Consider the following 23,155-nt stretch of genomic DNA (forward strand, 5'->3'; position numbering starts at 1 on the left):
CGATGTCTGAAGCGGCGACAGCCGCCATAGCATGTGCCGCCATCAAGGATTAATTATGACAGCCGCGACAACACGCCAGAATTCGACGGGACGTTGCGTCATACGGCGACCCGAAGTTGACAGCGCCGCGCTGACTCAGGGGCCGGGCGCGTGCGCTCGTGCCGGCCGGGGCAGGGTCAGACAGCGGCGGGCGTCAGGCGCACCGGCCAGACCCCGTCCACGACGGCTTCCGGATCCTTGCGCCGCAGCCAGGCCTCGAAATTTGCCGCCTGCTGTGCGCACCAGTCGACCTGCAGGGCATGCAGCTCGGCCGCGCCGATGCACAATCCGGCGTAGCGGCGGGCGAGGGCATCCGCGACGCCGATGGTGGCCAGGGCGTCCGCCGCCGACGTGTGCGCCGCGTCGAGACGGACGCCGTAAAGTTCGCACAGCGCCCCCAAGGTGCGCTTCCCCCGCCGGTAGCGGTCCACCTGCTTGTCCAGGACATACGGATCGATCACCGGAGCCGCCGCCGGGGCCGGCAGGCCGTACCGCGAGCATTCGAGTGCCAGCACGGTGAAATCGTAGGCGGCGTTGAAGGCCATGACCGGGATGCCCGCGTCGAAGTAGCCGGTCAGTGCCTCGGCGATACCGGCGGTGGCAATTGCCGCGGGCAGGCCCTCGCTGCGGGCCCGTTCGGTGCTGACCCCGTGGATTGCGGCGGCTTCCACAGGGATCTCCACTCCGGGGTCCACCAGCCACTCCCGCTCCTGCAGCGGCTGTCCCGCCGCGTCGACCAGGACGATGGACGCCGTCACGATCCGCGCGGTGTGGGGATCACGGCCCGTGGTTTCGAGATCGAAGGCGGCGCGGGGACCGGTATGCCAGCTGTTCATGTCCGCAACGCTATCCGGCGGATCGGACAATCCCGGGGAGGCGCCGCGCGGTGTGTGGAAGCGGCTCCCGCAGCCCGCCGGTGCAGGCCTCGCGGGGCCGCTAAATTACACTGGTGTAATGCGCGAGGCGATAGTAGAGGCGGTCCTCGACCTTGCCGCGATCATTCCGCGGGGCCGGGTGCTCTCCTATGGCGATGTCGCCGAGCTGCTCGACGCCGGAGGCGCCCGGCTGGTCGGCAGGATCCTGTCCCTGCACGGCGCGGCGGTTCCGTGGTGGCGCGTTATTCGTGCCAACGGTTCCCTGCCCGGTGAGCTGATGGAACAGGCTGTGGCGCACTACCGCCGGGAAGGCACGCCCCTGACGGAGCCGGCGGCGTGGCCGGCCAGGGTGCGCATGGCGGAAGCCCGTTGGGTGCCCGGGCCTGAAGCATACGCAGCGATCGAGGAGCTCCGGCGCAAAGTGTCCGAACCGGCTGATGGGATGGGGCCATGATCGAGACCAAGCCGTCGGCCGGGCTGCAACTGGTCCGGCCCGAAACCGGATCCGCCGGTGCCCCGCTTCCGAGTCCGGACCAGGCGCAGGTCATCGACCTGCCCGCCGGCTGCGGTCCGGTGCTGGTCCTCGGCGGCCCGGGTACGGGAAAATCGACCGCTCTGGTGGAACTCGCGGTGCACCGCGTGGAGGAAACCGGACTTGACCCGGCGAACCTGCTGTTCCTGGCCCCGAACCGGCTGGCGGCCGCGCGCCTGCGCGACGCGCTGACCGGGCGCCTCAACCGCAGCCTGGGCACCACCCCGACCAGGACCTGGTCGGCCTATGCCTTCGACCTGATCCGACGGGCACGGGTGGAAGGACTGCTGCCGCTGGTGGAGCGCGCGCCCCGGCTGCTGTCCGGACCCGAGCAGGACCAGATCATCGCCGAACTGCTGGCCGGCCATCGTGCCGGCTACGGCCCGGGGGCCGGCTGGCCGGAAGACCTGCAGCAGGCTCTGGCGACCCGCGGCTTCCGGCAGGAGGTCCGCCAGCTCTTCGACCGGCTGACCGAGTACGGCAGCACCGCAGGGCAACTGGAACAGTTGGGCGCAGAGTATGGCCGGGCGGACTGGATGGCGGCGGCCCGGCTGTATCGCGAGTACCGTGACGTGATCGACCTCCGGATGCCCGAGGCCTTCGACCCGGCCGGAATCATCACTTCGGCACGCCAGCTGCTGCTGGAGCATCCCGGCCTGCTGGAGCGGGAGCGCAGCCGCCTCCGGCTGATCCTGGCGGACGACCTCCAGGAAGCCAACCCCGCGGTCTTCGAGCTCCTGGCCTTGCTTGCGGAGGGACAGGATGCCGTCTTCGCGGCCTCGCCGGACACCGTCGTCCAAGGGTTCCGCGGCGCCCGTCCGGATGTCCTCGGCAAGTTGCCCGGGCTGGTTGGCACACCGGACAGGCCGCTGCACACGCTGGTCCTCACCAGTTCGCACCGGATGGCTCCCGGAGTCGCAACCGCCTGGCAGTCAGCTGCCGCCCGGATCTCGCAGGTCGCCGGGGCGCACCGCGCCCGCGACCTCGTCCATCCCGGTGCGGAAGCAGAAACCGGGAGCGGAACCGCCCACGGCGGCGCGGACCGGAACGACGCGCCCGCCGCCAGTTCGCACGTGGTCGCGTCGCCGGTCCACGAGCACCGCTATGTGGCGCAGCGGATCCTGGAAGCCAGGCTGTTCGAGGGCTACCGGCTCAGCGAGATGGCCGTGATCGTCCGCACCGGCGGCCAGCTCTCGGCCCTCGCCCGCTACCTCACCGGCCAGGACATCGCGGTCAAGGTCCCGGTTGCCGAAAGCGCGGTGCGCGACGAGGCCGCGGTCCGGCCGCTGCTGGACGCGTTGGCCGTGGCCCTGGAGCCGGAACTACTCACCCCCGACGCTGCCGTCGCCCTCCTGACCTCCAGGATCGGCGGCGCGACGGCGATCGACCTGCGCCGCCTGCGCCAGGCACTAAGGCGCGAAGAGCTGCTCGGCGGCGGGGGCCGGTCCAGCGATTCCCTGCTCGTGGAAGCGATCGGCGACCCCGTGTTCCTCGGCACGCTCGGAAGGGAAGGCGGATCCGCCAGGAGGATCGCGCGGATGCTCAAGGCCGGTCGGGACGCGGCGGCCGAGCCGGGGGCCAACGCCGAGACGGTGCTGTGGGCACTGTGGTCCGCCACCGGGCTCTCCGATCGCTGGGCGGCACAGGCACTGCAAGGCGGCCCGGTCGGCGTGCGGGCCGACCGGGACCTCGACGCCATGATGGCGCTGTTCCAGACCGCCGAGCGGTATGTGGACCAACTCCCCGGCTCGAGCCCGCGGCAGTTCCTGGAATACCTGTTGAACCAGGAACTGCCGATGGACAACCTCGCGCCGCGCGCCCAGGTGCGGGAAGCCGTGGAACTGCTCACGCCCGCCTCGGCGGCGGGCCGGGGCTGGCCGCTGGTCATCGTGGCGGGCGTCCAGGAGGGGGTGTGGCCGAACACCAGGCTGCGTGGCGAACTGCTGGGCAGCACGGAGTTCGTGGAGGTTTTGGAGCGCGGCGTCGAGGAGGCCCGGCGGATCGACGCGGTGACCCGGCTGCGGGAAATCCGGTACGACGAATTGCGCAGTTTCTCCACGGCCATTTCGCGCGCCGAACGCCGGCTGATCTGCACGGCGGTGCAGTCCGAAGACGCCCAGCCGTCCCAGTTCCTCGATCTGGTTGAGCCATGGCTGGATCCGGAAACCCCCCGTCCGGCGACCGAAGTCCTCCGCCCGCGAACCGTGCGTGCCTTGGCAGCGGAACTCCGGCAGGCCGCCCAGCAAGCCTCGACCCGTCCGGGAGAGGCGGCGGATGCGGCCGCCGTGCTCGCCCTGCTGGCGGCCAGCCCGGTGCCGGTGCCCGGCGCTCACCCGCGCGACTGGTGGGGACTGCTGCCGCTGAGCAGCACGGCACCGGTCGTTCCGGAGGGGGAACCCGTCCCGGTTTCCCCCTCAAAGGTGGAAGCCGTCCAGAAATCCCCGCTCGACTGGTTCATCCAAGCGGCAGGGGGCGAAGCGGCCACCGACTTCGCCCGCAGCCTGGGCACCCTGGTCCACGGAATTGCGCAAGACATCCCCGCGGGCACGGGAACGGAATACGTGGCCGAACTGGTCCGACGCTGGCCGCAGTTGGGGATGAAGGAGAACTGGGAGGGACGGCTTGACTTCAACCGTGCCGAAGGAATGGTCCGGAGACTGGCCCAGTATGTGATCCAGATGCGTGCGGAGGGCCGGAGCCTGGTCGGCGTGGAACAGGACTTCTCGGTTGACCTGCCGGGTCCGGAACGCGTGGCCAGGCTGCGTGGACAGGTGGACCGGTTGGAACTGGACGCCGACGGGCGGCTCCACATCGTGGACCTGAAAACGGGACGCGCTGCCCCGACCAAGGCAGAACTGGAGCGGCACCCGCAGCTGGGCAGCTACCAGGCGGCGGTCCAGGCCGGAGGATTCCCCGAACATGCGTCAGCCCCGGGCGGCGCTTCCCTGGTCCAACTGGGACAGGACCTGAAATCGGTCAAAGTCCAGCAGCAGGAGAGCCTGGCCGATGGCGAAGACTGGGCCACAGCGATGATCCACGAGGCCGCGGCGCTCATGGCCGCTTCCGAATTCGAGGCCCGGCACGATCCGCAGCGGTCCGGCAACGGCGGTCACGGCTGCCGTGCACCGGAAATTTGTCCCCTGTGCGCAGAAGGAAGGCAGGTCACCGAATGAGCATAGGAACGGTCACCACAACCTACAGCCCGGAAGAGCTTGCCGGACTGCTGGGCCAGCACCTGCCGACAGCCGAACAGTCGGCCATCATCAGCTCCCCGCTGCAGCCGATGCTGGTCATCGCCGGCGCGGGTTCCGGCAAGACGGCGACAATGGCCGACCGCGTTGTCTGGCTCGTGGCCAATGGCTTTGTCCGCCCGGATGAAATCCTCGGCGTCACTTTCACCCGCAAGGCCGCAGGCGAGCTGGCAGCCCGGATCCGCGCGCAGCTGGCCAAGCTGGACCGCAAGGGCCTGCTGCCGCAGGAGGTCGACGATGCTGCCGGACTGGTGGAACCGAAGGTCTCGACGTACCACTCGTACGCCAATGGTTTGGTCAGCGACTACGGGCTGCGCCTGGGAATTGAACGCGACGTGGTGCTGCTGGGCACCGCGCAGTCCTGGCAGCTGGCCAGCCACTGCGTGGAGGCGTACGACGGCCCCATCGAGCACCTGGTGGCCGGCAAATCGACCCTGGTCAACGCCGTGATGCAGTTCGCCGGGGAATGCTCGGAGCATCTGGTCACCCCGGACCAGGCTGCCGGCTACCTCGCGGAGGAGGTGGAGCGGATCGCCGCCCTTCCCTACATCGACGGCAGCACCAAGCAGGCCAAGGCGGAGGTGAAGAAATTGCTGGACCGGCTGCGGACCCGGATCACCGTGGCCAACCTGGCGGCCGGCTACAACCGGGCAAAGCGGGAACGGGGGGTGCTGGATTTCGGTGACCTGGTCTCCCTCGCGGCCCGCATCGCCCGTGAAGTGCCGCAGGCCCGCCAGCTGGAACGCAGCCGCTACAAAGTCGTGTTGCTGGACGAATTCCAGGACACCTCCCACGCCCAAATGGTGCTGTTCTCCGAACTGTTCGGCGACGGGCATGCCGTCACCGCAGTGGGCGACCCGAACCAGTCCATCTACGGCTTCCGCGGTGCCTCCGCCGGCCAGCTCTTCGCTTTCCGGGAGCACTTTCCCCTGGTGGGCGACGACGGCCGGCGGGCCCCGGCTCCCGCCGGTTTCCTCACGGTGGCCTGGCGCAACAGCATCAACATCCTGCGGATGGCCAACCGGATCTCGGCACCGCTGAACCGGGAAGACCCGAACCGTCCGCGCCCCGGCCGGATCAGCGTTCCGCCGCTGCGCCCACGGCCGGGAGCCACGGAAGGAACGGTGGCACTGGGGCGCTACGCGACCGAGGCGGAGGAGACCCTCGCCCTCGCCGACGCGATCGAACGGGCACGGAAGACGGTTTTCGCCCGGGAGCCTGAAACCGGCCGTGCCGAACCCGTCAGCACCGCCGTGCTGTGCCGGCGGCGGGCACAGATCCCGGGCATCGCCAAGGTACTCGAAGAGCGGGGCATTCCCTACGAAATCATCGGGCTGGCCGGGCTGCTGGCACAGCCGGAGATCGTGGACCTCGTGGCGACCCTGCGCGTCCTGGCTGATCCGGGACGGTCCGACGCGCTGATGCGGCTGCTGGCGGGGGCACGCTGGCGGATCGGACCGGCGGACCTGATGGCCCTGGCCGATTGGTCCCGGTTCCTGGAGAGCCGGCGCCGCGCGGCAACGGCAGGCGAGGCCGCCGAGCTGGACCGGGACGAGGCCGCGGGGGAGGCCGTCGTCGAACAGGACCTGGCCGAGGCCGCGTCCCTGGTCGAGGCGCTGGACCGGCTGCCCAAGCCGGGCTGGACCTCGCGCCACGGGCGGTCGCTGACACCCGTCGCGCTGGAGCGTCTGGGGCGCCTCGCGGAAGAGGTCCGCTACCTGCGCAGCTTCGTCGGCGACGACCTGACGCTGTTGCTGGGCGAGGTGGAACGCACCATGCTGCTGGACATCGAGGTTGCCTCCAAACCCGGGCAGAGCATCCACCAGGCGCGGCGCAACCTTGATGCTTTCCACGACGCGGCGGCAGCGTTCATGCAGACATCGCAGCGCGTGGACCTGCTGGCCTTTTTGGCGTGGCTGGAAGCGGCTGCCGCCGAAGAGGGAGGCCTGGACATGGCGCAGGTGGACGTGCGGCACGATGCCGTGCAGCTGCTGACCGTGCACGCTTCCAAGGGGCTCGAATGGGACGCAGTCTTCGTCCCCGGACTCAACGACGGCGCCTTCCCCTCCTCCTCGGACAACCGGTGGAGCAGCGGCCACGCCGCCCTGCCCTGGCCGCTGCGCGGAGACCGGTCCGACCTTCCCCAGTGGGATACCGACCAGCCGGACCAGTTGTCCTGGCTGAACGCGGAAGCGGACTACAAGTCGGAAGTCCAGGCACACGGTGAAGACGAAGAGCGCCGGCTGGCCTACGTCGCCTACACCCGGGCCAAGCACCTGCTGGTCTGCAGCTCCGCCGGCTGGACCGGCAGCAAGGTCAAGCCCACGGCCGTGTCGGCCTTCCTGGCCGAACTGCACGCAATGTCACAGGACGAACCCACGGCAGTGCAAGTGCGGCAATGGGTAGGGGACGAGGAACTCGGGCCGGAGAATCCGTTTCGGGCCGAAGTGGAAACAGCCATGTGGCCCTTCGACCCGTTGGAAGGGCCGCGGGTCTACCGCAGCGGTGTCCCGCAGCGGCAGCGTCCGGGCCGCCGGGCGGCCATGGAACAGGCCGCGCAGGCCGTGCTGGAGTCGCTGGCACAGCACCGGCAGCCGGCCGCGGACTCGACCTGGGCCCATGAGGCCAGGCTGCTGTTGGAACGCCACAATGCCGCACCGACCGCCGGCGAGGTGGAGCTGCCGGCGCACATCTCCGCGTCGCTGCTGGTGGACCTGGCCGACGACCCGGAAGAAGTCACGCGGCGCCTGCGGCGCCCGGTGCCCCGGAAGCCCGGCATGGCCGCCAGAAAGGGTACCGCCTTCCACAGCTGGATCGAGGAATACTTCGGCACCACGGGGATGTTAGATCTCGAGGCCTACCCGGACGCGGCCGACGCCTTCGTCGACGAGGCCTATGAGCTGGCCGGACTGGTCGAGAACTTCAAGGCATCCGAATGGGCCAACCGGGTCCCGGCAGCCATCGAAGTGCCCGTCGAGACCCGCGTCGGCGGCGTCGTGGTGCGCGGGCGCATCGACGCCGTGTTCCGCGACGCCGACGGCAGCTGGGACCTGATCGACTGGAAGACCGGAACCGCGCCGACGGGCCGGCAATTGTCGGTGAAGTCGGTGCAGCTGGCCGTCTATCGGCTGGCGTGGGCACGCCTGCACGGCATCGAATTGGACCGCGTCAAGGCCGCCTTTTACTACGTCGGGCAGGACAAACTGGTGCGCCCGCACGGCCTGGCCGGCGAGGCGGAGCTGGAGGCGGCGGTGCTGCGGGCCTACGCGTAGGGCCGCCGCGCGGCAGCGGTCAGCGCCCCGCACAGCAGCGGTCAGCGGTCAGCGGCGCCGCGCAGCAGTGTCAGCGCCGCTGGTTGATGATCGGAAGTGCCGTGGTGTCCGCGGACGCAGGCTCGGCTTCCTTAACCGGCCGGGCCTCCTTGCCGGCGGCCGCTGCGCCGTCGGCGCCGCCGTTCTCCGGCGGCGCAGGCTCCGCGGCGTCCTGTTCCGCCGCGGGCGGTGCCGGAGGAGCTGGATCGACGTCAGGCCCCTCAACCGGGAGCAGCGTGACCTTGGAACTCCCGGATCGGCCGGCAAGCTGGACGCGGGCCGGTCCGTCGTGCCGGTGCTCCTGCCCGGCCGAACCGTTCCCACCCGCCGCAGCCGCCCTGCCGGCGCCGTCCTGCTCGCCGTCCGCCGCTTCGTCCCCTGTCGGCCGGTCGGCAGCAGCCGGCTCAGCGGCACGGTTCCGGCCCTCGGAACCGGCGGCCGGTTCCCGGGCCGGAGCCGCAGGGACAGCGGCAACCGTGGGCGGAACGGCAGGCGGCGGGGGAGCGGTGACACTGATGGGCTGGCCGCCGTGTACGGCCACGTCGGCCTCGAGCTCGTTCAGCATGTCGACCGCCTCGTCAACCATGGTCTGGTCGCCCGCGGCCAGTCCGCGGATCAGCCATTGGGCCAGCGCGAATTCGGCGGACAGCGCTGCCCGGCGCATCAGGTGGGGATCGACCGGGTCCTTGCGGTACTTGCGGTAGGACTCCAGCACGACGTCGGCGAACGACTGTTCGTGCACGGCCACCAGCCACGCGAAGTCATCGGCGGGATCGCCAATGCGCAGGTCGGTCCAACCGGTCACCGAGCTGACGCTGCCGTCTTGGACCAGGAGGTTGTCTTCGTGCAGGTCGCCGTGCACCACGCACGGATTGAACTTCCAAAGGGCCACGTCCTCCAGGGCGTGCTCCCACCGGCGCAGCAGGGCCGGCGGTATCTTGCCGGTGGTGGCAGCCTGGTCGAGTTCGTTGAGCTTGCGCTGGCGGAACTGGTCGGCCGTGTAGCTGGGCAGATCCGCGGCGTCGACCATGCGCTGGGGCAGGTCGTGGATGCCGGCTGTCGCCCGTCCGATCGATACCGGGACGGCGGCGCCGGCGGCGACCAGAGCTTCCAGCGCCAGCATGCTCCCCGGCACGTGGTTGTAAACGAAGGTGCGCAGCTCGGACTGCTGGACGGTCCCGGCGACCGTGGGCACCTGGAAAGGCAACTCCGCGCGGATCGCGGGCGAGAAGGCCCGGAGCACCAGCAGTTCCGTTTCGAGCCGCATGCTCGCCTCGGCGTGCTTCGGAGAACGCACGCGCCACCGCTTGCCGGACGCATCGGTGAGTACCGCGGACTGGAAATCCGCCGCATCATCCGGCAGCCCGGCAACGCCCGTGGGCGTCAACCCGGGAACGGCCGCGGTGGCTATGGCCGCCAGCTCCAGAGGTGTCTTTCTCACGTAGTCCACCGTACGTGCAACCGGTACCGGCAACCCGGCCACGGCCGCGGCGAGTCGCCGGAAGGGTGAGGCAGGCCGCACCGGCGGGGCACCGCCGGTGCGCAGTCCACAGCGCCGGCGGCGCGAATAACGGTCCGGGCGCCGGGGTGAGTACGGTAGAGAGCATGAGTCTTAGCACCGCCGCTGCAGGGTTCCCGCCGCTGGGCCAGCTGATGCTGGCGCGCACCACCATGGACCGCGGGTGCGAGCGGCGCAGCCACCCCGGCCTGGTGGACGGCATCTGGGGCAGCGACACCACGCATGTGATGCTGATCGCCGACGGCAAGACGCTGGTCCGCGGCGGAAGGATCGTGTTGCTTCCGAGCAGGGAACGGACCGCAACCGACCTCTCCGTCTACCTCGGCCGGGCCGTGGAGGGTGCGGATGTGCCCGTCGGGACCGACATTGTGCTCTCGGTGTTGGCGGACCGCGCAGAAGCTGCCGGGTACGACGGCGAGTGGCTGGGCCTGCGGGACGTGGCGGGGGAGCTCTCTGCGCAGGACGCCGGGCTGTTTGTGGAGGCCGCGGCGATTTCCAACTGGCACCTGACCCACACCCACTGCCCGCGTTGCGGCCACCGCACGGAGATCGAGCAGGGCGGCTGGGTTCGCCGCTGTCCCGCCGACGGAAGCCAGCATTTCCCGCGCACCGATCCCGCCGTCATCGTTTCGGTCATCGACGAGGACGACCGCCTGCTGCTCGGCCGCAACAGCGCATGGCCGGCCAGCCGGTATTCGACCCTTGCCGGCTTCGTCGAGCCGGGGGAGTCGCTCGAGGCCGCGGTGGTGCGGGAAATCGAGGAGGAGTCCGGCGTCGTCGTGCACTCGCCGCGCTACCTTGGGTCCCAGCCGTGGCCGTTCCCGGCATCGCTGATGATTGGTTTCACGGCGGTCGCGACGGACGCGGCGTCGGTGCCCGACGGCGTGGAGATCCTGGACACACGGTGGTTCAGCCGGGAGGAACTGGCCGCGGCACTGAAGGCCGACGAGGTCCAGGTGGCCAGCGGCATTTCAATTGCGCGGGCACTGATCGAGCACTGGTACGGCGGCGAACTGCCGCAGGCCGGACGATGAGCGCAGCGGCAGCCGGGCCCCTCCCGGACAGCAGCCTCGAAGACCGGATCCTGGCCGGACTGGACGACGAGCAGCGGCAGGTGGCCACCAACCTGGCCGGACCGCTGTGCGTCCTCGCCGGAGCGGGCACCGGCAAGACCCGGGCGATCACGCATCGGATCGCCTACGGGGTACACACCGGGGTGTATACGCCGCAGCGGGTGCTGGCGGTGACGTTCACCGCGCGCGCGGCCGCCGAGATGCGGACGCGGCTGCGCGACCTCGGTGTTGGCGGGGTGCAGGCGCGAACGTTCCACGCCGCGGCGCTGCGCCAGCTGCAGTTTTTCTGGCCGCAGGCGGTCGGCGGTCCGTTGCCCGGCCTGCTGGACCACAAGGCCAGCGTCATCGCCGAATCTGCCCGGCGCCTGCGGCTGACCACCGACCGCGCCGCCATCCGCGACCTGGCGGCCGAGATCGAGTGGGCCAAGGTGTCCATGCTCACGCCCGAGAGCTATGTCCGCCGGGCGGCCGGGCGCGCCGCACCGGCAGGCTACGACCTGACGACGGTGGCGCGGCTGTACCAGGCCTATGAGGACGTGAAGACGGACCGGAACATCATCGACTTCGAGGACGTCCTGCTCATCACCGTGGGGATCCTCGAGGAAGACCCGAAGGTGGCGGCCGCCGTACGGGACCAGTACCGGCACTTCGTGGTGGACGAATACCAGGACGTCTCGCCGCTCCAGCAGCGGCTCCTGGACCTCTGGCTGGGTGACCGTGAAGAACTCTGTGTCGTCGGCGACGCCAGCCAGACCATCTACTCCTTCACGGGAGCGACCTCCCGGCATCTGCTCGAGTTCACCAAACGCTTCCCCGGAGCCGACGTCGTCAAACTGGTCCGGGACTACCGCTCCTCGCCGCAGGTGGTGCAGCTGGCCAACTCGCTGCTGGCCGCCCGCACCCGGCAGCCGGCGCGGGACAACGACAGCTGGCCGACCCCGCTGGAGCTCATCGCCCAGCGTCCGGCCGGGCCCGAGCCCTCGTTCACGGAATGCGCCGACGACGAGGCCGAGGCGGCCCAGGTGGCCACCCGCATCCGCAAACTGCTCGACGACGGCGTGGGCGCCGCCCAGATCGCCGTGCTGTTCCGCACCAACGGGCAGTCCCAAGCCTACGAACAGGCGCTGGCCAATGCCGGCATCGGCTATCAGCTGCGCGGCGGGGAGCGGTTTTTCCAGCGGCGGGAGGTCCGCGACGCGATCCTCCAGCTGCGGGCCTCCTCCCGGGCCGCCGGAACCGAACCCGTGCCGCAACTGGTCCGGGACGTGCTGGCGAACCTGGGCTACACGCGGGAAGCTCCGCAGACCGGCGGCGCGGTGCGCGAACGCTGGGAATCCCTGGCCGCGCTGGTGGGACTGGCCGACGAGCTGGACGCGGCCCGCGGTTCCGCGGCGGGCGGTGTTTTCACCATGTCCGACTTCGTGGCAGAGCTCGACGAACGCGCCGCCGCCCAGCATGCCCCCACCGTACAGGGTGTCACCCTCGCCTCGCTGCACTCGGCGAAGGGCCTCGAATGGGACGCAGTCTTCCTGGTCGGTTTGAGCGAGGGGCTGATGCCGATCTCCTTCGCCGACACCGACGAGGCCGTGGATGAGGAACGCCGGCTGCTCTACGTGGGCATCACCCGTGCCCGCCAGCACCTGGCGCTGTCCTGGTCGCTGGCCCGGACCCCGGGAGGCCGCGCCAACCGCAAGCCGTCCCGGTTCCTGGACGGGCTGCGGCCGGCCTCTTCCTCCTCCGTCCGCAGCACGCCGGGCCAGCGGCTGGCGCGGCGCAAGCAGGCCGCACCGGCGGCGTGCCGCGTCTGCGGCACCCTGCTCGGCAGCGGGGCGGAACGCAAGGTGGGCCGGTGCCACAACTGTCCGCCCACCTACGAGGAGTCGACGTTCGAGGCGCTGCGCGAGTGGCGCAAGGAGACGGCCAGTGAAGCCTCGATGCCCGCCTTTGTGATCTTCACGGATGCCACCCTCGTGGCCATCGCCGAAGCCCGGCCCCAGTCCTTGCAGGAGCTGTCCAGGCTGGCCGGCGTGGGGCCGTCCAAACTGGAGCGTTACGGCGAGGAGGTGCTGCGCGTCCTGGCCGCGAACTGAGACTGTGCGGGCCCGGAGGCGAGCGCGCTCAGGCCGCCGCGCCCAGCACGCAGCCGCAGCCCGGGTGCGGCGGGTAGGCGTGGCGCGACACGGTGCCGTCGCCGCTGTCGAGTTTGAGCACGGCGGAGAAGCTGCCGGGCTGGTTCCGTCCATCCAGGAACAGCAGGGCCTGCACCGCCGCCAGGCCGGCCGCGGCCACCGCCTGCGACACTTCGTCGGCCGCGCCCCGGTCTGCCTGCGGCTCCGCCGGCCGGCTGGTCAACCGGGCAACGACGTCCGGCCACCCCGGATCGGCGTCGGCGCGGTGCAGTTCAACGCAGCCAAGGCAGCTTGTCTGGCCGGGGACCACCAACGGTCCGATCAGGGTGTCCTGCTCGCGCACCAGGACGCTCAGGTGCGGGTGTCCCCGGCTCATGAGCGCCGCGGCGACCCGGGGATCGGCCACGTCGCGGTCGACGTAGACGGCCAGGCTGAGCGCGCGCGGAAAGATGCCTGCGGCACCCTGCTCCGCGGTCGAGCCGGGCAAGAGGTGGCAGGCTACCGTGGGATCCACCTGGTGCACCGCCCGCCGCACGGCCTGCCCGCGGCCCAGGCCGATGTCGGCGAGCCGGATGGCGCCGGAACCGACATCTGAGGCGGCGGCGACCGCCGAATCCTCGAGCAGAAGCGTGCCGACGCCGGCCGCAGCCAGGGCGGTGCCCAACGCTGCACCGGTGCGTCCCAGCCCGATCAGCTGAACGATGCAGCGGCCCCGGGCGGCCAGCGGTCCTTCACCGTCGGCCGAGTACACCGCCGACCAACGGCGCGCGTCCGGCGCGAGCCGATCGGCGCGCAACCCCGACAGGCGTTCCCCGCCGGAGTCCGGCAGCAGGACCGGTGCCAGTGCCGCCAACAGCGACGCGGCCCGCTCCCTGTCCAGGCCACAGGCTGCCCGCACGTCATCCAGGTCGGCCGATTCGATGCCCCGGCACAGCCGGGACAGGAAGTGCCGGTCCGCTTCCCCGGTCCCCTCGACCACCAGTCCGCCGGCGCCCAGGCCGAACTGGACGCTGCCCGCGGCGCCCTCCAGCATGCGCAGGCCTGGATTGATTCTCAACTGTGCCACCGCAACCCTCCTCGCCGCCTGCCCGTGGTCCGGGCGCGGCCCGGTCCTCCATGCTGGCACGGCGGCCGCAGGCGTCGGAGGGTTATCCACAGAAAACCGGGCACCGGGCCTGGGCGGATGCGGACGGTCGGATTGACCCGGTAACCTCGTCGCATGTCCCGAGCAGATCAGACGCAGGAATCCCGTGCCAGTGCAACGCCTCCGCGGCCGGTCCCGCTGGTGGCCGACACGGGGGAGCGGGTGGCGCTGACCACATCCACAGGGGCCCCCGTGGTGGTCAAACGGTCAGCACGCCGGCGCCGGACCGTCTCCGCCGCGTGGCGGGACGGGGCCGCCGTGATCTCCATTCCCGGCCACTTTTCGCCGGCGCAGGAACGGGAGTGGGTGCAGCGGATGCTGGCCAGGCTCGAGACGCGCGGCTCCCGGCCGGAGGGACGGACCGCCGCGGGCGACACTGACCTGGCCCGCCACGCGGCGGAGCTGTCGCAGCGTTACCTGGCCGGCAACGCCGTCCCGACCAGCATCCGATGGGTTTCCAACCAGAACGACCGCTGGGGGTCGGCAACGCCGGCCCGGGGCACCATCCGCATCTCGGACAAGATCAAGGACATGCCCGCCTGGGTCGTCGACTACGTGATCCTGCACGAGCTGGCACACCTGCTTGAGCCCGGCCACGGCCCACGCTTCTGGCGCTTGCTGCAGGCCTATCCGGAGCTCGAACGGGCCAAGGCCTTCCTCTCCGGCGCCGCCTTTGCCATGGGCCGCGGCCTGCAGGACGGGGACGACGTGGACGGTGCCGGCGAGAGCGACTGCTAGCCGCGGTCTCCGCTTCCGGAACCGTCCGGGCCTCCGTCGGCGGTGCCGGTATCCTCACCGCCAGCGGAGCCGTCCGGACCTCCGCCGGCGCTGCCGGAGTCTCCACGGTCGGCGGTGCCGTCCGGCTTCCGGGCATCGCCGTCGCCGGGCTGCTGCCCTTCGAAGCCACCGCTTAAGAGTTTCTGCAGCGCCTCGTCGACTTCCGCCTCCGAGGCGTCCAGCAGCTTCCGCCGGGCGCTGAAGCCGGCCGGATCGTCCAGATCCTCCGCGGTCGGCAGCAGGTCGGGGTGGTTCCAGATCGCGTCCCGTCCTTCGACCCCGCGTTCCTCCTTCAGGGCGGACCACAGGGCGGCGGCATCCCGCAGCCGGCGGGGGCGCAGCTCCAGTCCGACCAGAGCCGCGAAGGCGTGTTCCGACGGACCGCCGGTGGCCCGCCGCCGTCGGACCGTTTCGCGCAGCGCCGGTGCCGAGGGCAGGTTGGCCGCTGCGCCGGCGGTGAGCTCGTCCACCCAGCCCTCGACCAGCGCGAGCGCAGTTTCGAGCTTGGCCAGGGCGGCTTCCTGTTCCGGCGTGCGCTTCGGCATGAACACGCCCTGCGAGAGTGCCTGCTGCATGGATTCGGGGTTTGTGGGATCGAGGTCGCGGGCCACTTCCTCGATCCGCCCCATGTCGATATGGATGCCCCGCGCATAGCTTTCGATAGCGCCCAGCAAATAGCCGGAGAGCCACGGGACATGCGTGAACAGGCGGGTGTGCGCAGCTTCCCGGATCGCCAGGAAGAGCAGCACGTCCTGCCCCGGGATGTCCAGGCCCTCGCCGAACGACTTGACGTTGGCCGGCAGCAGGGCCATCTTGCCTTCCACCAGCGGGACACCGATGTCGCTGGAACTGACCACGTCCTTGGCCAGGGCGCCCACGGCCTGGCCCAGCTGCATGCCGAACATCGCGCCGCCGAGGTTCTGCAGCATGGAGTGTGCCCCGCCGAGCATCTGCTTCATCTCCTCCGGCACCTGCTCGGTCAGCGCGCTGGTCAGCGCGAAGGCGATGCTGTTGGCGACCGGCTCCGTCAACCGCTTCCAAGTCGGCAGGGTTGCCTCAACCCACTCGGCGCGGGACCAGGCCCTGCCGATGAGCCCGGTGCCGGGCATGCTCGTCACCGGATCGAGCCACATCTCGGCCAGCCGGAGCGCTTCGTCGACGGCGCGGCCCTGTGCCGTAGAGACGGACGGGTCGCTGTCCGAGGCGGCCACCTTGCGGGCGCTTTCATGGGCCAGTTTCCAGTTGACCGGACCTTCGGCGGGGGCACTCATCATCGCCTGGACCTGCTGGAACATCTGCGCCAAGGCAGTGGGGTCGGAGGGAAGTCCTGCCGCCTTGGCTATTTCCGCGGGATCCATTGCCCCGGCCTGGCCACCGAAGAGCTTGGCGAACATCTCCGCCAGCGGATCCTGCGGGTCGTCGTCGGGCTGCTTGGGGGTCATCACTACCACCGGTCCTCGAGGGTTGGAGCGGGCACGGGCCGCAGCGGCTGCCGGGGAGGCGGCGGGGGCTGTGCCCGGGGTGTTGCGTGAGTTCCACGTTACCGGCAGCCGGGATTCCTTGTCGCGCCGGGCACCGGCAGTTCGCTCAAGGCCGAGCAGGCGCAGCACCACCGATGCCGGGCCGACGGCGTACGCTAGAGCAGGCGCCGCGAGCGCCCCGGGCGGCAGCGCGTTGGGTGCACGGCCCGGACAGCTGCGGGAGGGAACCACCAGGTGACACAGTCCACCAACAACGGCACGGAGCACGGCACGGACGGCTGGTCCGGCAACGTTCCCGGCCCGCAGCCGGCTGCGCCGCCGACCCGAAACCGCAGGCAACCGGTCCTGGCGGCCGCCGCCGTCGTCGCTGTGGTGGCCGGTGCCGCAGGGCTGGCCCTGCCGGCGGGCTACGTCATCGAGACGCCCGGTCCTGCCATCAACACCATCGGTGAGGTTTCCGGCACCCCGCTGATCGAGGTTCCGGACCGGCCCACCTACGAGACTTCCGGCGCCCTGGACCTGACGACGGTGTACGTGGAGGGCGGGCCCAACTCGAACGTCAACATGCTGCAGGTCCTGGCCGCCTGGCTCCATCCCCAGCGCAGCGTCGCACCCGCCGACCTGGTCTACCCCCCGGACGTCACGCAGGACGACATCCAGCAGCAGAATGCGGCGCTGATGGCCTCGTCGCAGGAGTCCTCGATCGCGGCGGCCCTGACCCAGTTGGACGTGGAGTACTCGCAGACCCTCTCGGTGGCCGATTTCACCCCGGACGCGGCGGCGGCAGGAGTCTTGGAGCTGCAGGACGCGATCCGGACCATCAACGGCCGGCCGGTCACCGGCATCGAGGTGCTGCGTGAGGAGCTCAATGCCAGTGCCGGCGCCCCGGTCGAACTGGGCATCGCGCGCGACGGCCGCGAGGAAACCGTGGATGTGGCACCGCGGGCCAACGGCGACGGCGACTACCAGTTGGGCGTCCTGCTGGGCACCGACTTCGACTTTCCGTTCGAAGTGAAGATCCAACTGGACAACGTGGGCGGCCCCAGCGCGGGCATGATGTTCGCGCTGGGGATCATCGACATCCTGACGCCAGGCGAGATGACCGGCGGCAAGCACTTCGCGGGGACCGGCACGATTGACGCCGAAGGCACCGTCGGGCCGATCGGCGGCATCCGGCAGAAAATGCTGGGCGCGCGGGAGGCCGGCGCCACCGTCTTCCTGGCGCCGGAGGCTAACTGCGCGCAGGTCGCCGGACACGTTCCGGAGGGCCTTCAGGTCGTGTCGGTGGCGACGCTGGACGACGCCGTCAAGGCCGTCACCGCGATCGGCGGCGGCGGCGACGCTGCCGCCCTGCCCGGCTGCAGCTGATTCGTTTCAGCGGCGGCGCGGTCACATTCCGGCAACGGTGCCGGACCGTTCCCGCGCCGCGGTTCGCCGGGGCCGGTGTTGACAAGGCAGAATGGGAACGGAACCCTCCGAGACCGCCGTTCGTGGCATCTAGGGGGAGTCTCCCCGCAGCGGCGGTTTCGCCGTGATGCCACGCATGCAGACAACGAGGTAACGAGTGACGTTCGGACAAGACCGGTCTTACGGCGACCGGCCAACACCGCTTAACAGTCCTGGCAAGAAACGTTCCGCATTGGTGCCCACCCTGATCGTGGTGGCCGTCCTGGTGGTGGGCTTCGTCTTCTTCTCCCAGATCTACGCAGACATCCTCTGGTACAACCAGCTGGGCTACCTGGAAGTCATGCTTAAGGAAACCGGCACCAAGATCGCCATCTTCCTCATTGCCTTCCTGATCATGGGCCTTGCCGTCTACTTCAGCCTCCGGCTGGCATACCGTTCACGCCCGGTGTACGCGCCGGACAGCTCGCTGCAGGACAACCTTAACCGTTACCAGCAGCAGCTGGAGCCGGTGCGGCGCCTGCTGATGATCGGCATCCCGGTAGTGCTCGCCGGTTTCGCCGGCACCGCCGCCGCCTCGGCGTGGCAGACCGTCCTGCTGTTCTTCAACCAGCAGCCGTTCGGCCAGACCGATCCCCAGTTCGGCCTTGACTTCAGCTTCTACATGAACACCCTGCCGTTCCTCGGTTTTATTAACGGCTTCCTGATCAGCGTGGTGCTGATTGCCGGCATCGCCGGGCTGCTGACCCACTACCTCTACGGCGGGATCAGGCTGGAGGACAAGGGGTTCTTCGCCTCCACCGCGGCGAAGATCCATGTGGGAATCTTTGCCGCGCTGTTCCTCATCCTGCAGGGTGTCAACTACTGGCTGGACCGGTACGCCACCGTGCAGTCCAACGCCGGAAACTGGACCGGTGCGCTGTACACCGACGTCAACGCCGTGATTCCCACCAAGGCCATCCTCGCCGTCGCCGCCGTGCTGGTGGCCATCCTCTTCATCGTCTCGGCCTTCATCGGCCGCTGGCGGCTGCCGATCGTCGGCACGGCCATGCTTGTCGTCACCGCCATCCTCGCCGGCGGGGTCTACCCGTGGATCGTCCAGCGCTTCCAGGTGATCCCGAATGAGCAGGACGTCGAGGCCCCGTACATCGAACGCAACATCGCCCTGACCCGCCTGGCCTACGGGCTGGACGACGTCCAGACCATGAACTATGAAGCCGTCGTGGAGGCAGAAGCCGGCGCGCTGCGCGAGGACGCCGAAACCACGGCCAATATCCGCCTGCTGGATCCGAACCTGGTGTCGGACGCGTTCGCGCAGCTGGAACAGTTCCGCCAGTACTACCAGTTCGACGAGACCCTCAACGTGGACCGCTACACGGTCGACGGCGAGGTGCAGGACACCGTCATCGCCGTCCGCGAACTGAACACCGCGGGCGTGCCGGCCGGCTGGGTCAACGAGCACCTGCTCTACACCCACGGCTACGGCGTCGTCGCGGCTGCCGGCTCCCGCGTGGAGCCGGACGGCAAACCGTCGTTCATGCTCTCCGGGATCCCGTCGCAGGGCGTGTTGGGCGACGACTCGACCTACGAGCCCAGGATCTACTTCGGCGAAGCGTCTCCGGACTATTCGATCGTCGGTGCGCCCGAGGGCAGCACCCCGATCGAGATCGACCGGCCGCAGAGTGCCAATGCCGAAACCGATACCCGGAACACGTTCGACGGCGACGGCGGTCCCAACATCGGCAACTGGTTCAACCGGTTGGTCTATGCGCTGAAATTCCAGTCGACGGACCTGATGCTGTCGGACGCGGTCAATTCCGAATCGCAGATCCTCTACGACCGCGATCCGCGCCAGCGTATCGAAAAAGTCGCTCCGTACTTGACGGTGGACGGCAATGCCTACCCCGCCATCGTTGACGGCCGCGTGAAGTGGATCGTGGACGCCTACACCACCAGCGAGCACTTCCCGTACTCGACTCCGCAGCAACTGGAGTCGGCCACCATTGACTCCGGGACCACCGGGGGCGCCACGGTGGCACTGCCGGCGGAGGAGGTCAACTACATCCGCAACGCCGTCAAGGCAACCGTGGACGCTTACGACGGGTCCGTGGACCTCTACGCCTGGGACGACCAGGATCCGCTGCTCAAGGCCTGGACGAACGTGTTCCCGACGACGATCAAGCCGTACAGCGAGATGTCGGCCGACCTGATGGCGCACGTGCGCTACCCGGAGGACCTGTTCAAGGTGCAGCGGGAGTTGCTCACCAGGTACCACGTGACCAACGTCAACCGCTTCTACGAGAACTCCGACGCCTGGAGTGTTCCCACGGATCCGACGCTGGGCGAGGGATCGACCGTCAAGCAGCCGCCGTACTACCTGTCGCTGCAGATGCCCAACCAGGACGCGGCGTCCTTCTCGCTCACCACCCCGTTCATTCCGTTCGCCGTTCCCGGCGAGCAGGCACGCAACGTGCTGTACGGGTTCCTTTCCGCCAACGCGGACGCCGGCACCGGCGAAGACGGCGTGAAGTCCGAGGACTACGGCACGCTGCGGTTGCTCGAACTGCCGCGCGACATCACCGTGCCCGGTCCGGGCCAGGCACAGAACCTGTTCAACTCGGACACCGAAGTGTCGCAGGCGCTGAACCTGCTGCGCCAGGGCGCTTCCGAGGTGAAGAACGGCAACCTGCTCAGCCTGCCGGTCGGCGGGGGCATGCTGTACGTGCAGCCGGTCTACGTCCAGTCCTCGGGCGCTTCCTCCTACCCGATCCTGCGCCGCGTGCTGGTGAGCTTCGGTGAGGAAGTCGGCTTCGCCCCGACGCTGTCCGAAGCATTGGACCAGGTGTTCCAAGGCGATTCGGGCGCCACCACCGGCGACGAAGAAAACGTCGGGGAGACACCGGCGACGCCGGACGCACCGGAGACCAGTGCCGAGGAGGACCTGCAGGCGGCCCTGCAGGCCGCGCGCACCGCGATCCAGGAGGGACAGGCCGCGCTGGCGGAGGGCGACTTCGCCGCCTACGGCGAAGCCCAGGAGCGGCTCCAGGCGGCGCTGCAGGACGCCATCGACGCCGAGGCAGCGATCTCCGGCGCCGCCCCCGAAGGCGGAGCGGACGGGGCAACGGAGCAGCCTTCTCCGGAGGCGACCGAGGGCAACTGACCGATTTGCTTCGTTACCCCGCGGCCGGTAATGTATTCACTGCGCCGCGGGGTGGAGCAGTTCGGTAGCTCGCTGGGCTCATAACCCAGAGGTCAGAGGTTCAAATCCTCTCCCCGCAACCAAGAGCAAGGGCCCCGTCCGATGTCATATCGGGCGGGGCTTTTGCATGCCCCGATGCCGCAAGCCGGACCGGCTGTGCCCGGGGGGCCGCAAGCCGGACCGGCGTGCCCGGGGGCCGCGAGCCGGACCGGCTGTGCCCGGGGTGCCGCAAGCCGGACCGGCGTGCCTGGGCCGCAAGCCCCGGGCCGCGAGCCAGGCGGGTTAGTGCCCGAGGCCACAACCCCGACCGGTAGTATGGTTTCACCCGTCCCCGATTTTCCCTCGGAAAGATCGTTGTTGTCCCATGCTGGAATCAGTGAGCAGCTACGCCCTGGCCGCCGGAGCGGCAGCCCTGTTCAACCCCTGCAGCCTGCTCCTGTTGCCGGCGTGGCTCCTGATGGCCGCCGGCAGCAGCTGGCACAGCACGGCCGCTGACGCCGTGCGCCGGTCCGCCGTGACGGCTCTTGTCTTGACCGGCGGCTACACGACGTCGTTCTCGTTGGCGCTCCTGGCGGCAGGTAATCCGGCGACCCATGCCGGGGCCCTGGCCTACATTTCGGCCGGGACCGGGATGTTGTTGGTCCTGCTCGCGTCCTTCCTGGTGGCCGGCGGGCGGGTCCGGCTGTTGCAGGCAGCGGCGGCGGGAGGCGGAGCGTTCGTCCGGCTCAGCGCGATGGCTGTTGCTGGTGCGGTGCTCGGGCTGGCCTCGCTCGCGCCACAGCTGCCGGAATTGCTGGCCGCGGCCGGGGAGCAGGGCGGCGCGGAAGCCCCTGTCGCCGGCATGGCCGCCTACGTCCTGGGCCTGCTCGCCGGTTTCGGCCTGCTGTGCGCCGCAGCGTCCTCGGTCGGGGCCGCCGCCGGCCGGCGATGGCCCGAAGCCTGGCCGGTGCTGGAAAGAGCCCAGGGCTACCTGCTGCTGCTCGCCGGGCTGGGCACCGCCTACTACGCCTTCTTTGCTGTCCGGAATGCCGCGGGACACCAGGTCGAGGACCGGCTGATCGATGCCGCGCACGGGGCCCACGGGTTGCTTACCGATGTGCTGTACGCCGTCCCCGCCTGGTTGGTTCCAACTGCCTACCTTGCATTGATCGGCTGGCTACTGCTGCGCAGGCGGCGTCCCGGGCCCCCGGAACCTGAGTCCGGGCACGACCGGGCCGCCACCCCTGCTCCGGCCGCGGCGCCCGCCACCCCTGCTCCGGCCGCGGCGCCCGCCACCCCTGCGCCGGCCGCGGCGCCCGCCGCACAGCCGGCTCCGGCGGCGTCCCGGGCGGGCTCCCGCCGTCGTCCGTCGCCAGAGCAGGACGGGGGAGTGGCTTCGGCGCCGCGGGGGCGGGGCGCCGGCGTGCCGGACGCAGTCGAGCACCGTCCCCGGCACTACAACCCCAAGGCCCTGCGCCGCGCGCGGATCCGCGCCTCCGGACCCGGCCGTTTCACCGGCCGCAGCCTTCTCCGGGCCGTGAAGCCGCGCCGTTAACGCGATCGCACCGCCCCCGGAAAGGAAGGACCCGGGCCGACAGGAAAGGCTCCGGGCCACACCGGAAGGTGCGGCACGGAGCCATTCATGCCAGGGCGGCCGGAGGGCTGGTGCTCAGTAGCTCTCTGAGGTAGCTTCCTTGCCGGCCTCCAGCGACGACGGGGCCGGGCCGGTCCCGGACTTCAGGGCTGCCAACCGCGCCTCAACCTCCGTCTGCTCGCCGAGGTCTTCCAGGCTCTCGAACTGGGCATCCAGGCTGGAAGCGGCCAGCTCGGCCTGGCCGCGTACCTTTGCTTCCTCGCGGCGGATCTTCTCCTCAAAGCGGCCGACTTCGCTGGTCGGGTCGAGAATGTCGATGCTCTTGATGGCGTCGTGGACCTGCGACTGGGCCTGCGCGGTCTTGGCGCGCGCGATCAGCTCGTCACGCTTGTTCTGCAGCTCATTGAGCTTGGACTTCATCTGGTTGAGTCCCTGCTTGAGCTTTTCCACGATTTCGGTCTGCGAGGAGATCGTGGGCTCGGCGCCCTTTGCTTCGTTCTCCGAGGAGATCTGGCGCTGGATTGCCACCTTCGCGAGGTTGTCGAACTTCTCGGCGTCGGCGGCGTGGCCCGAGGTGCGGTACTCATCGGCCTTTCGGCTGGCGGCCAAGGCCTTGGCACCCCAGCTGCGGGCGTTCTCGAGGTCTTCGTTGTAGTCGTCCTGCAGCATGCGCAGGTTGCCGATGGTCTGCGCGACGGCGCTTTCGGCTTCGGCAATGTTGTTCGTGTAGTCGCGGACCATCTGGTCCAGCATCTTCTGCGGATCCTCCGCCTGGTCGAGCAGCGCGTTAATGTTTGCCTTGGCCAACTGTGCCATGCGGCCGAAAATTGAGTGCTTTACCACGGTGA

14 protein-coding genes and 1 tRNA gene are annotated in these 23,155 nt (G+C 69.9%); 10 read left to right on the plus strand and 5 right to left on the minus strand.

Annotation, left to right across the window (positions count from 1 at the left end):
• Positions 1 to 176: 176 nt before the first annotated feature.
• Positions 177 to 875: a 3'-5' exonuclease gene (locus AC5RTY_RS08425; protein WP_494110058.1), complete on the minus strand. Its 699-nt coding sequence runs from the start codon at positions 873 to 875 to the stop codon at positions 177 to 179.
• Between the two features lie 118 nt (positions 876 to 993).
• Here AC5RTY_RS08425 and AC5RTY_RS08430 point away from each other — a divergent pair, with 118 nt between their 5' ends.
• Genes AC5RTY_RS08430 through AC5RTY_RS08440 form a run of 3 tightly spaced genes read left to right on the plus strand, consistent with a single transcriptional unit; the run spans position 994 to position 7,969 of the window.
• Positions 994 to 1,368 carry an MGMT family protein gene (locus AC5RTY_RS08430; RefSeq protein WP_494110057.1) on the plus strand — a complete coding sequence of 125 codons (375 nt, stop codon included), beginning with the start codon at positions 994 to 996 and terminating at the stop codon, positions 1,366 to 1,368.
• Positions 1,365 to 4,619, plus strand: a complete 3,255-nt coding sequence (locus AC5RTY_RS08435) for an ATP-dependent helicase (protein ID WP_494110056.1) — start codon at positions 1,365 to 1,367, stop codon at positions 4,617 to 4,619. Before AC5RTY_RS08430 ends, AC5RTY_RS08435 begins: the two co-directional genes overlap by 4 nt.
• The gene (locus AC5RTY_RS08440; protein WP_494139359.1) at positions 4,616 to 7,969 is read left to right on the plus strand and encodes an ATP-dependent helicase; all 3,354 of its coding nucleotides are present in this window, start codon (positions 4,616 to 4,618) and stop codon (positions 7,967 to 7,969) included. Before AC5RTY_RS08435 ends, AC5RTY_RS08440 begins: the two co-directional genes overlap by 4 nt.
• A gap of 70 nt (positions 7,970 to 8,039) precedes the next feature.
• Here AC5RTY_RS08440 and AC5RTY_RS08445 read toward each other — a convergent pair whose 3' ends face one another.
• On the minus strand, positions 8,040 to 9,449 hold the full coding sequence (locus AC5RTY_RS08445) for a macrolide 2'-phosphotransferase (RefSeq protein WP_494110054.1): 1,410 nt from the start codon (positions 9,447 to 9,449) through the stop codon (positions 8,040 to 8,042).
• 164 nt (positions 9,450 to 9,613) lie between these two features.
• Here AC5RTY_RS08445 and nudC point away from each other — a divergent pair, with 164 nt between their 5' ends.
• Together nudC and AC5RTY_RS08455 are read left to right on the plus strand one after the other, a co-directional pair.
• The gene (nudC, locus tag AC5RTY_RS08450) at positions 9,614 to 10,561 is read left to right on the plus strand and encodes an NAD(+) diphosphatase (RefSeq protein ID WP_494012544.1); all 948 of its coding nucleotides are present in this window, start codon (positions 9,614 to 9,616) and stop codon (positions 10,559 to 10,561) included.
• Positions 10,558 to 12,690, plus strand: coding sequence for an ATP-dependent DNA helicase UvrD2 (locus AC5RTY_RS08455; protein ID WP_494139360.1), 2,133 nt, complete (start codon positions 10,558 to 10,560; stop codon positions 12,688 to 12,690). Before nudC ends, AC5RTY_RS08455 begins: the two co-directional genes overlap by 4 nt.
• Before the next feature lie 28 nt (positions 12,691 to 12,718).
• Here the strand turns inward: AC5RTY_RS08455 and AC5RTY_RS08460 are convergent, their stop codons facing one another.
• Positions 12,719 to 13,795 carry a TOMM precursor leader peptide-binding protein gene (locus tag AC5RTY_RS08460; protein ID WP_494139361.1) on the minus strand — a complete coding sequence of 359 codons (1,077 nt, stop codon included), beginning with the start codon at positions 13,793 to 13,795 and terminating at the stop codon, positions 12,719 to 12,721.
• Positions 13,796 to 13,948: 153 nt separating this feature from the next.
• Here AC5RTY_RS08460 and AC5RTY_RS08465 point away from each other — a divergent pair, with 153 nt between their 5' ends.
• A complete protein-coding gene (locus tag AC5RTY_RS08465) occupies positions 13,949 to 14,611 on the plus strand; it encodes a M48 family metallopeptidase (protein WP_494012541.1) in 663 nt (220 codons plus the stop codon).
• Here AC5RTY_RS08465 and AC5RTY_RS08470 read toward each other — a convergent pair.
• Positions 14,608 to 16,092 (minus strand): zinc-dependent metalloprotease, encoded by a 1,485-nt coding sequence (locus AC5RTY_RS08470; protein ID WP_494075536.1) that lies wholly within the window; start codon positions 16,090 to 16,092, stop codon positions 14,608 to 14,610. The two genes, AC5RTY_RS08465 and AC5RTY_RS08470, sit on opposite strands and share 4 nt — an antisense overlap.
• A 273-nt stretch (positions 16,093 to 16,365) precedes the next feature.
• On the opposite strand from AC5RTY_RS08470, the gene AC5RTY_RS08475 reads away from it, so the two are divergent.
• From AC5RTY_RS08475 to AC5RTY_RS08490, 4 genes are all read left to right on the plus strand, one after another.
• Positions 16,366 to 17,499, plus strand: a complete 1,134-nt coding sequence (locus AC5RTY_RS08475; protein WP_494022659.1) for a YlbL family protein — start codon at positions 16,366 to 16,368, stop codon at positions 17,497 to 17,499.
• A 271-nt stretch (positions 17,500 to 17,770) separates the two neighbouring features.
• Positions 17,771 to 20,695, plus strand: coding sequence for a UPF0182 family membrane protein (locus AC5RTY_RS08480; protein ID WP_494000249.1), 2,925 nt, complete (start codon positions 17,771 to 17,773; stop codon positions 20,693 to 20,695).
• A gap of 45 nt (positions 20,696 to 20,740) precedes the next feature.
• A tRNA-Met gene (locus tag AC5RTY_RS08485) sits at positions 20,741 to 20,817 on the plus strand.
• A gap of 293 nt (positions 20,818 to 21,110) precedes the next feature.
• Positions 21,111 to 22,268, plus strand: coding sequence for a hypothetical protein (locus AC5RTY_RS08490; RefSeq protein WP_494139362.1), 1,158 nt, complete (start codon positions 21,111 to 21,113; stop codon positions 22,266 to 22,268).
• Between the two features lie 114 nt (positions 22,269 to 22,382).
• Here the strand turns inward: AC5RTY_RS08490 and AC5RTY_RS08495 are convergent, their stop codons facing one another.
• The gene (locus AC5RTY_RS08495) at positions 22,383 to 23,150 is read right to left on the minus strand and encodes a PspA/IM30 family protein (protein ID WP_494000247.1); all 768 of its coding nucleotides are present in this window, start codon (positions 23,148 to 23,150) and stop codon (positions 22,383 to 22,385) included.
• Positions 23,151 to 23,155: the final 5 nt, after the last annotated feature.

It is taken from the genome of Arthrobacter sp. Y3224055, from assembly GCF_059090825.1.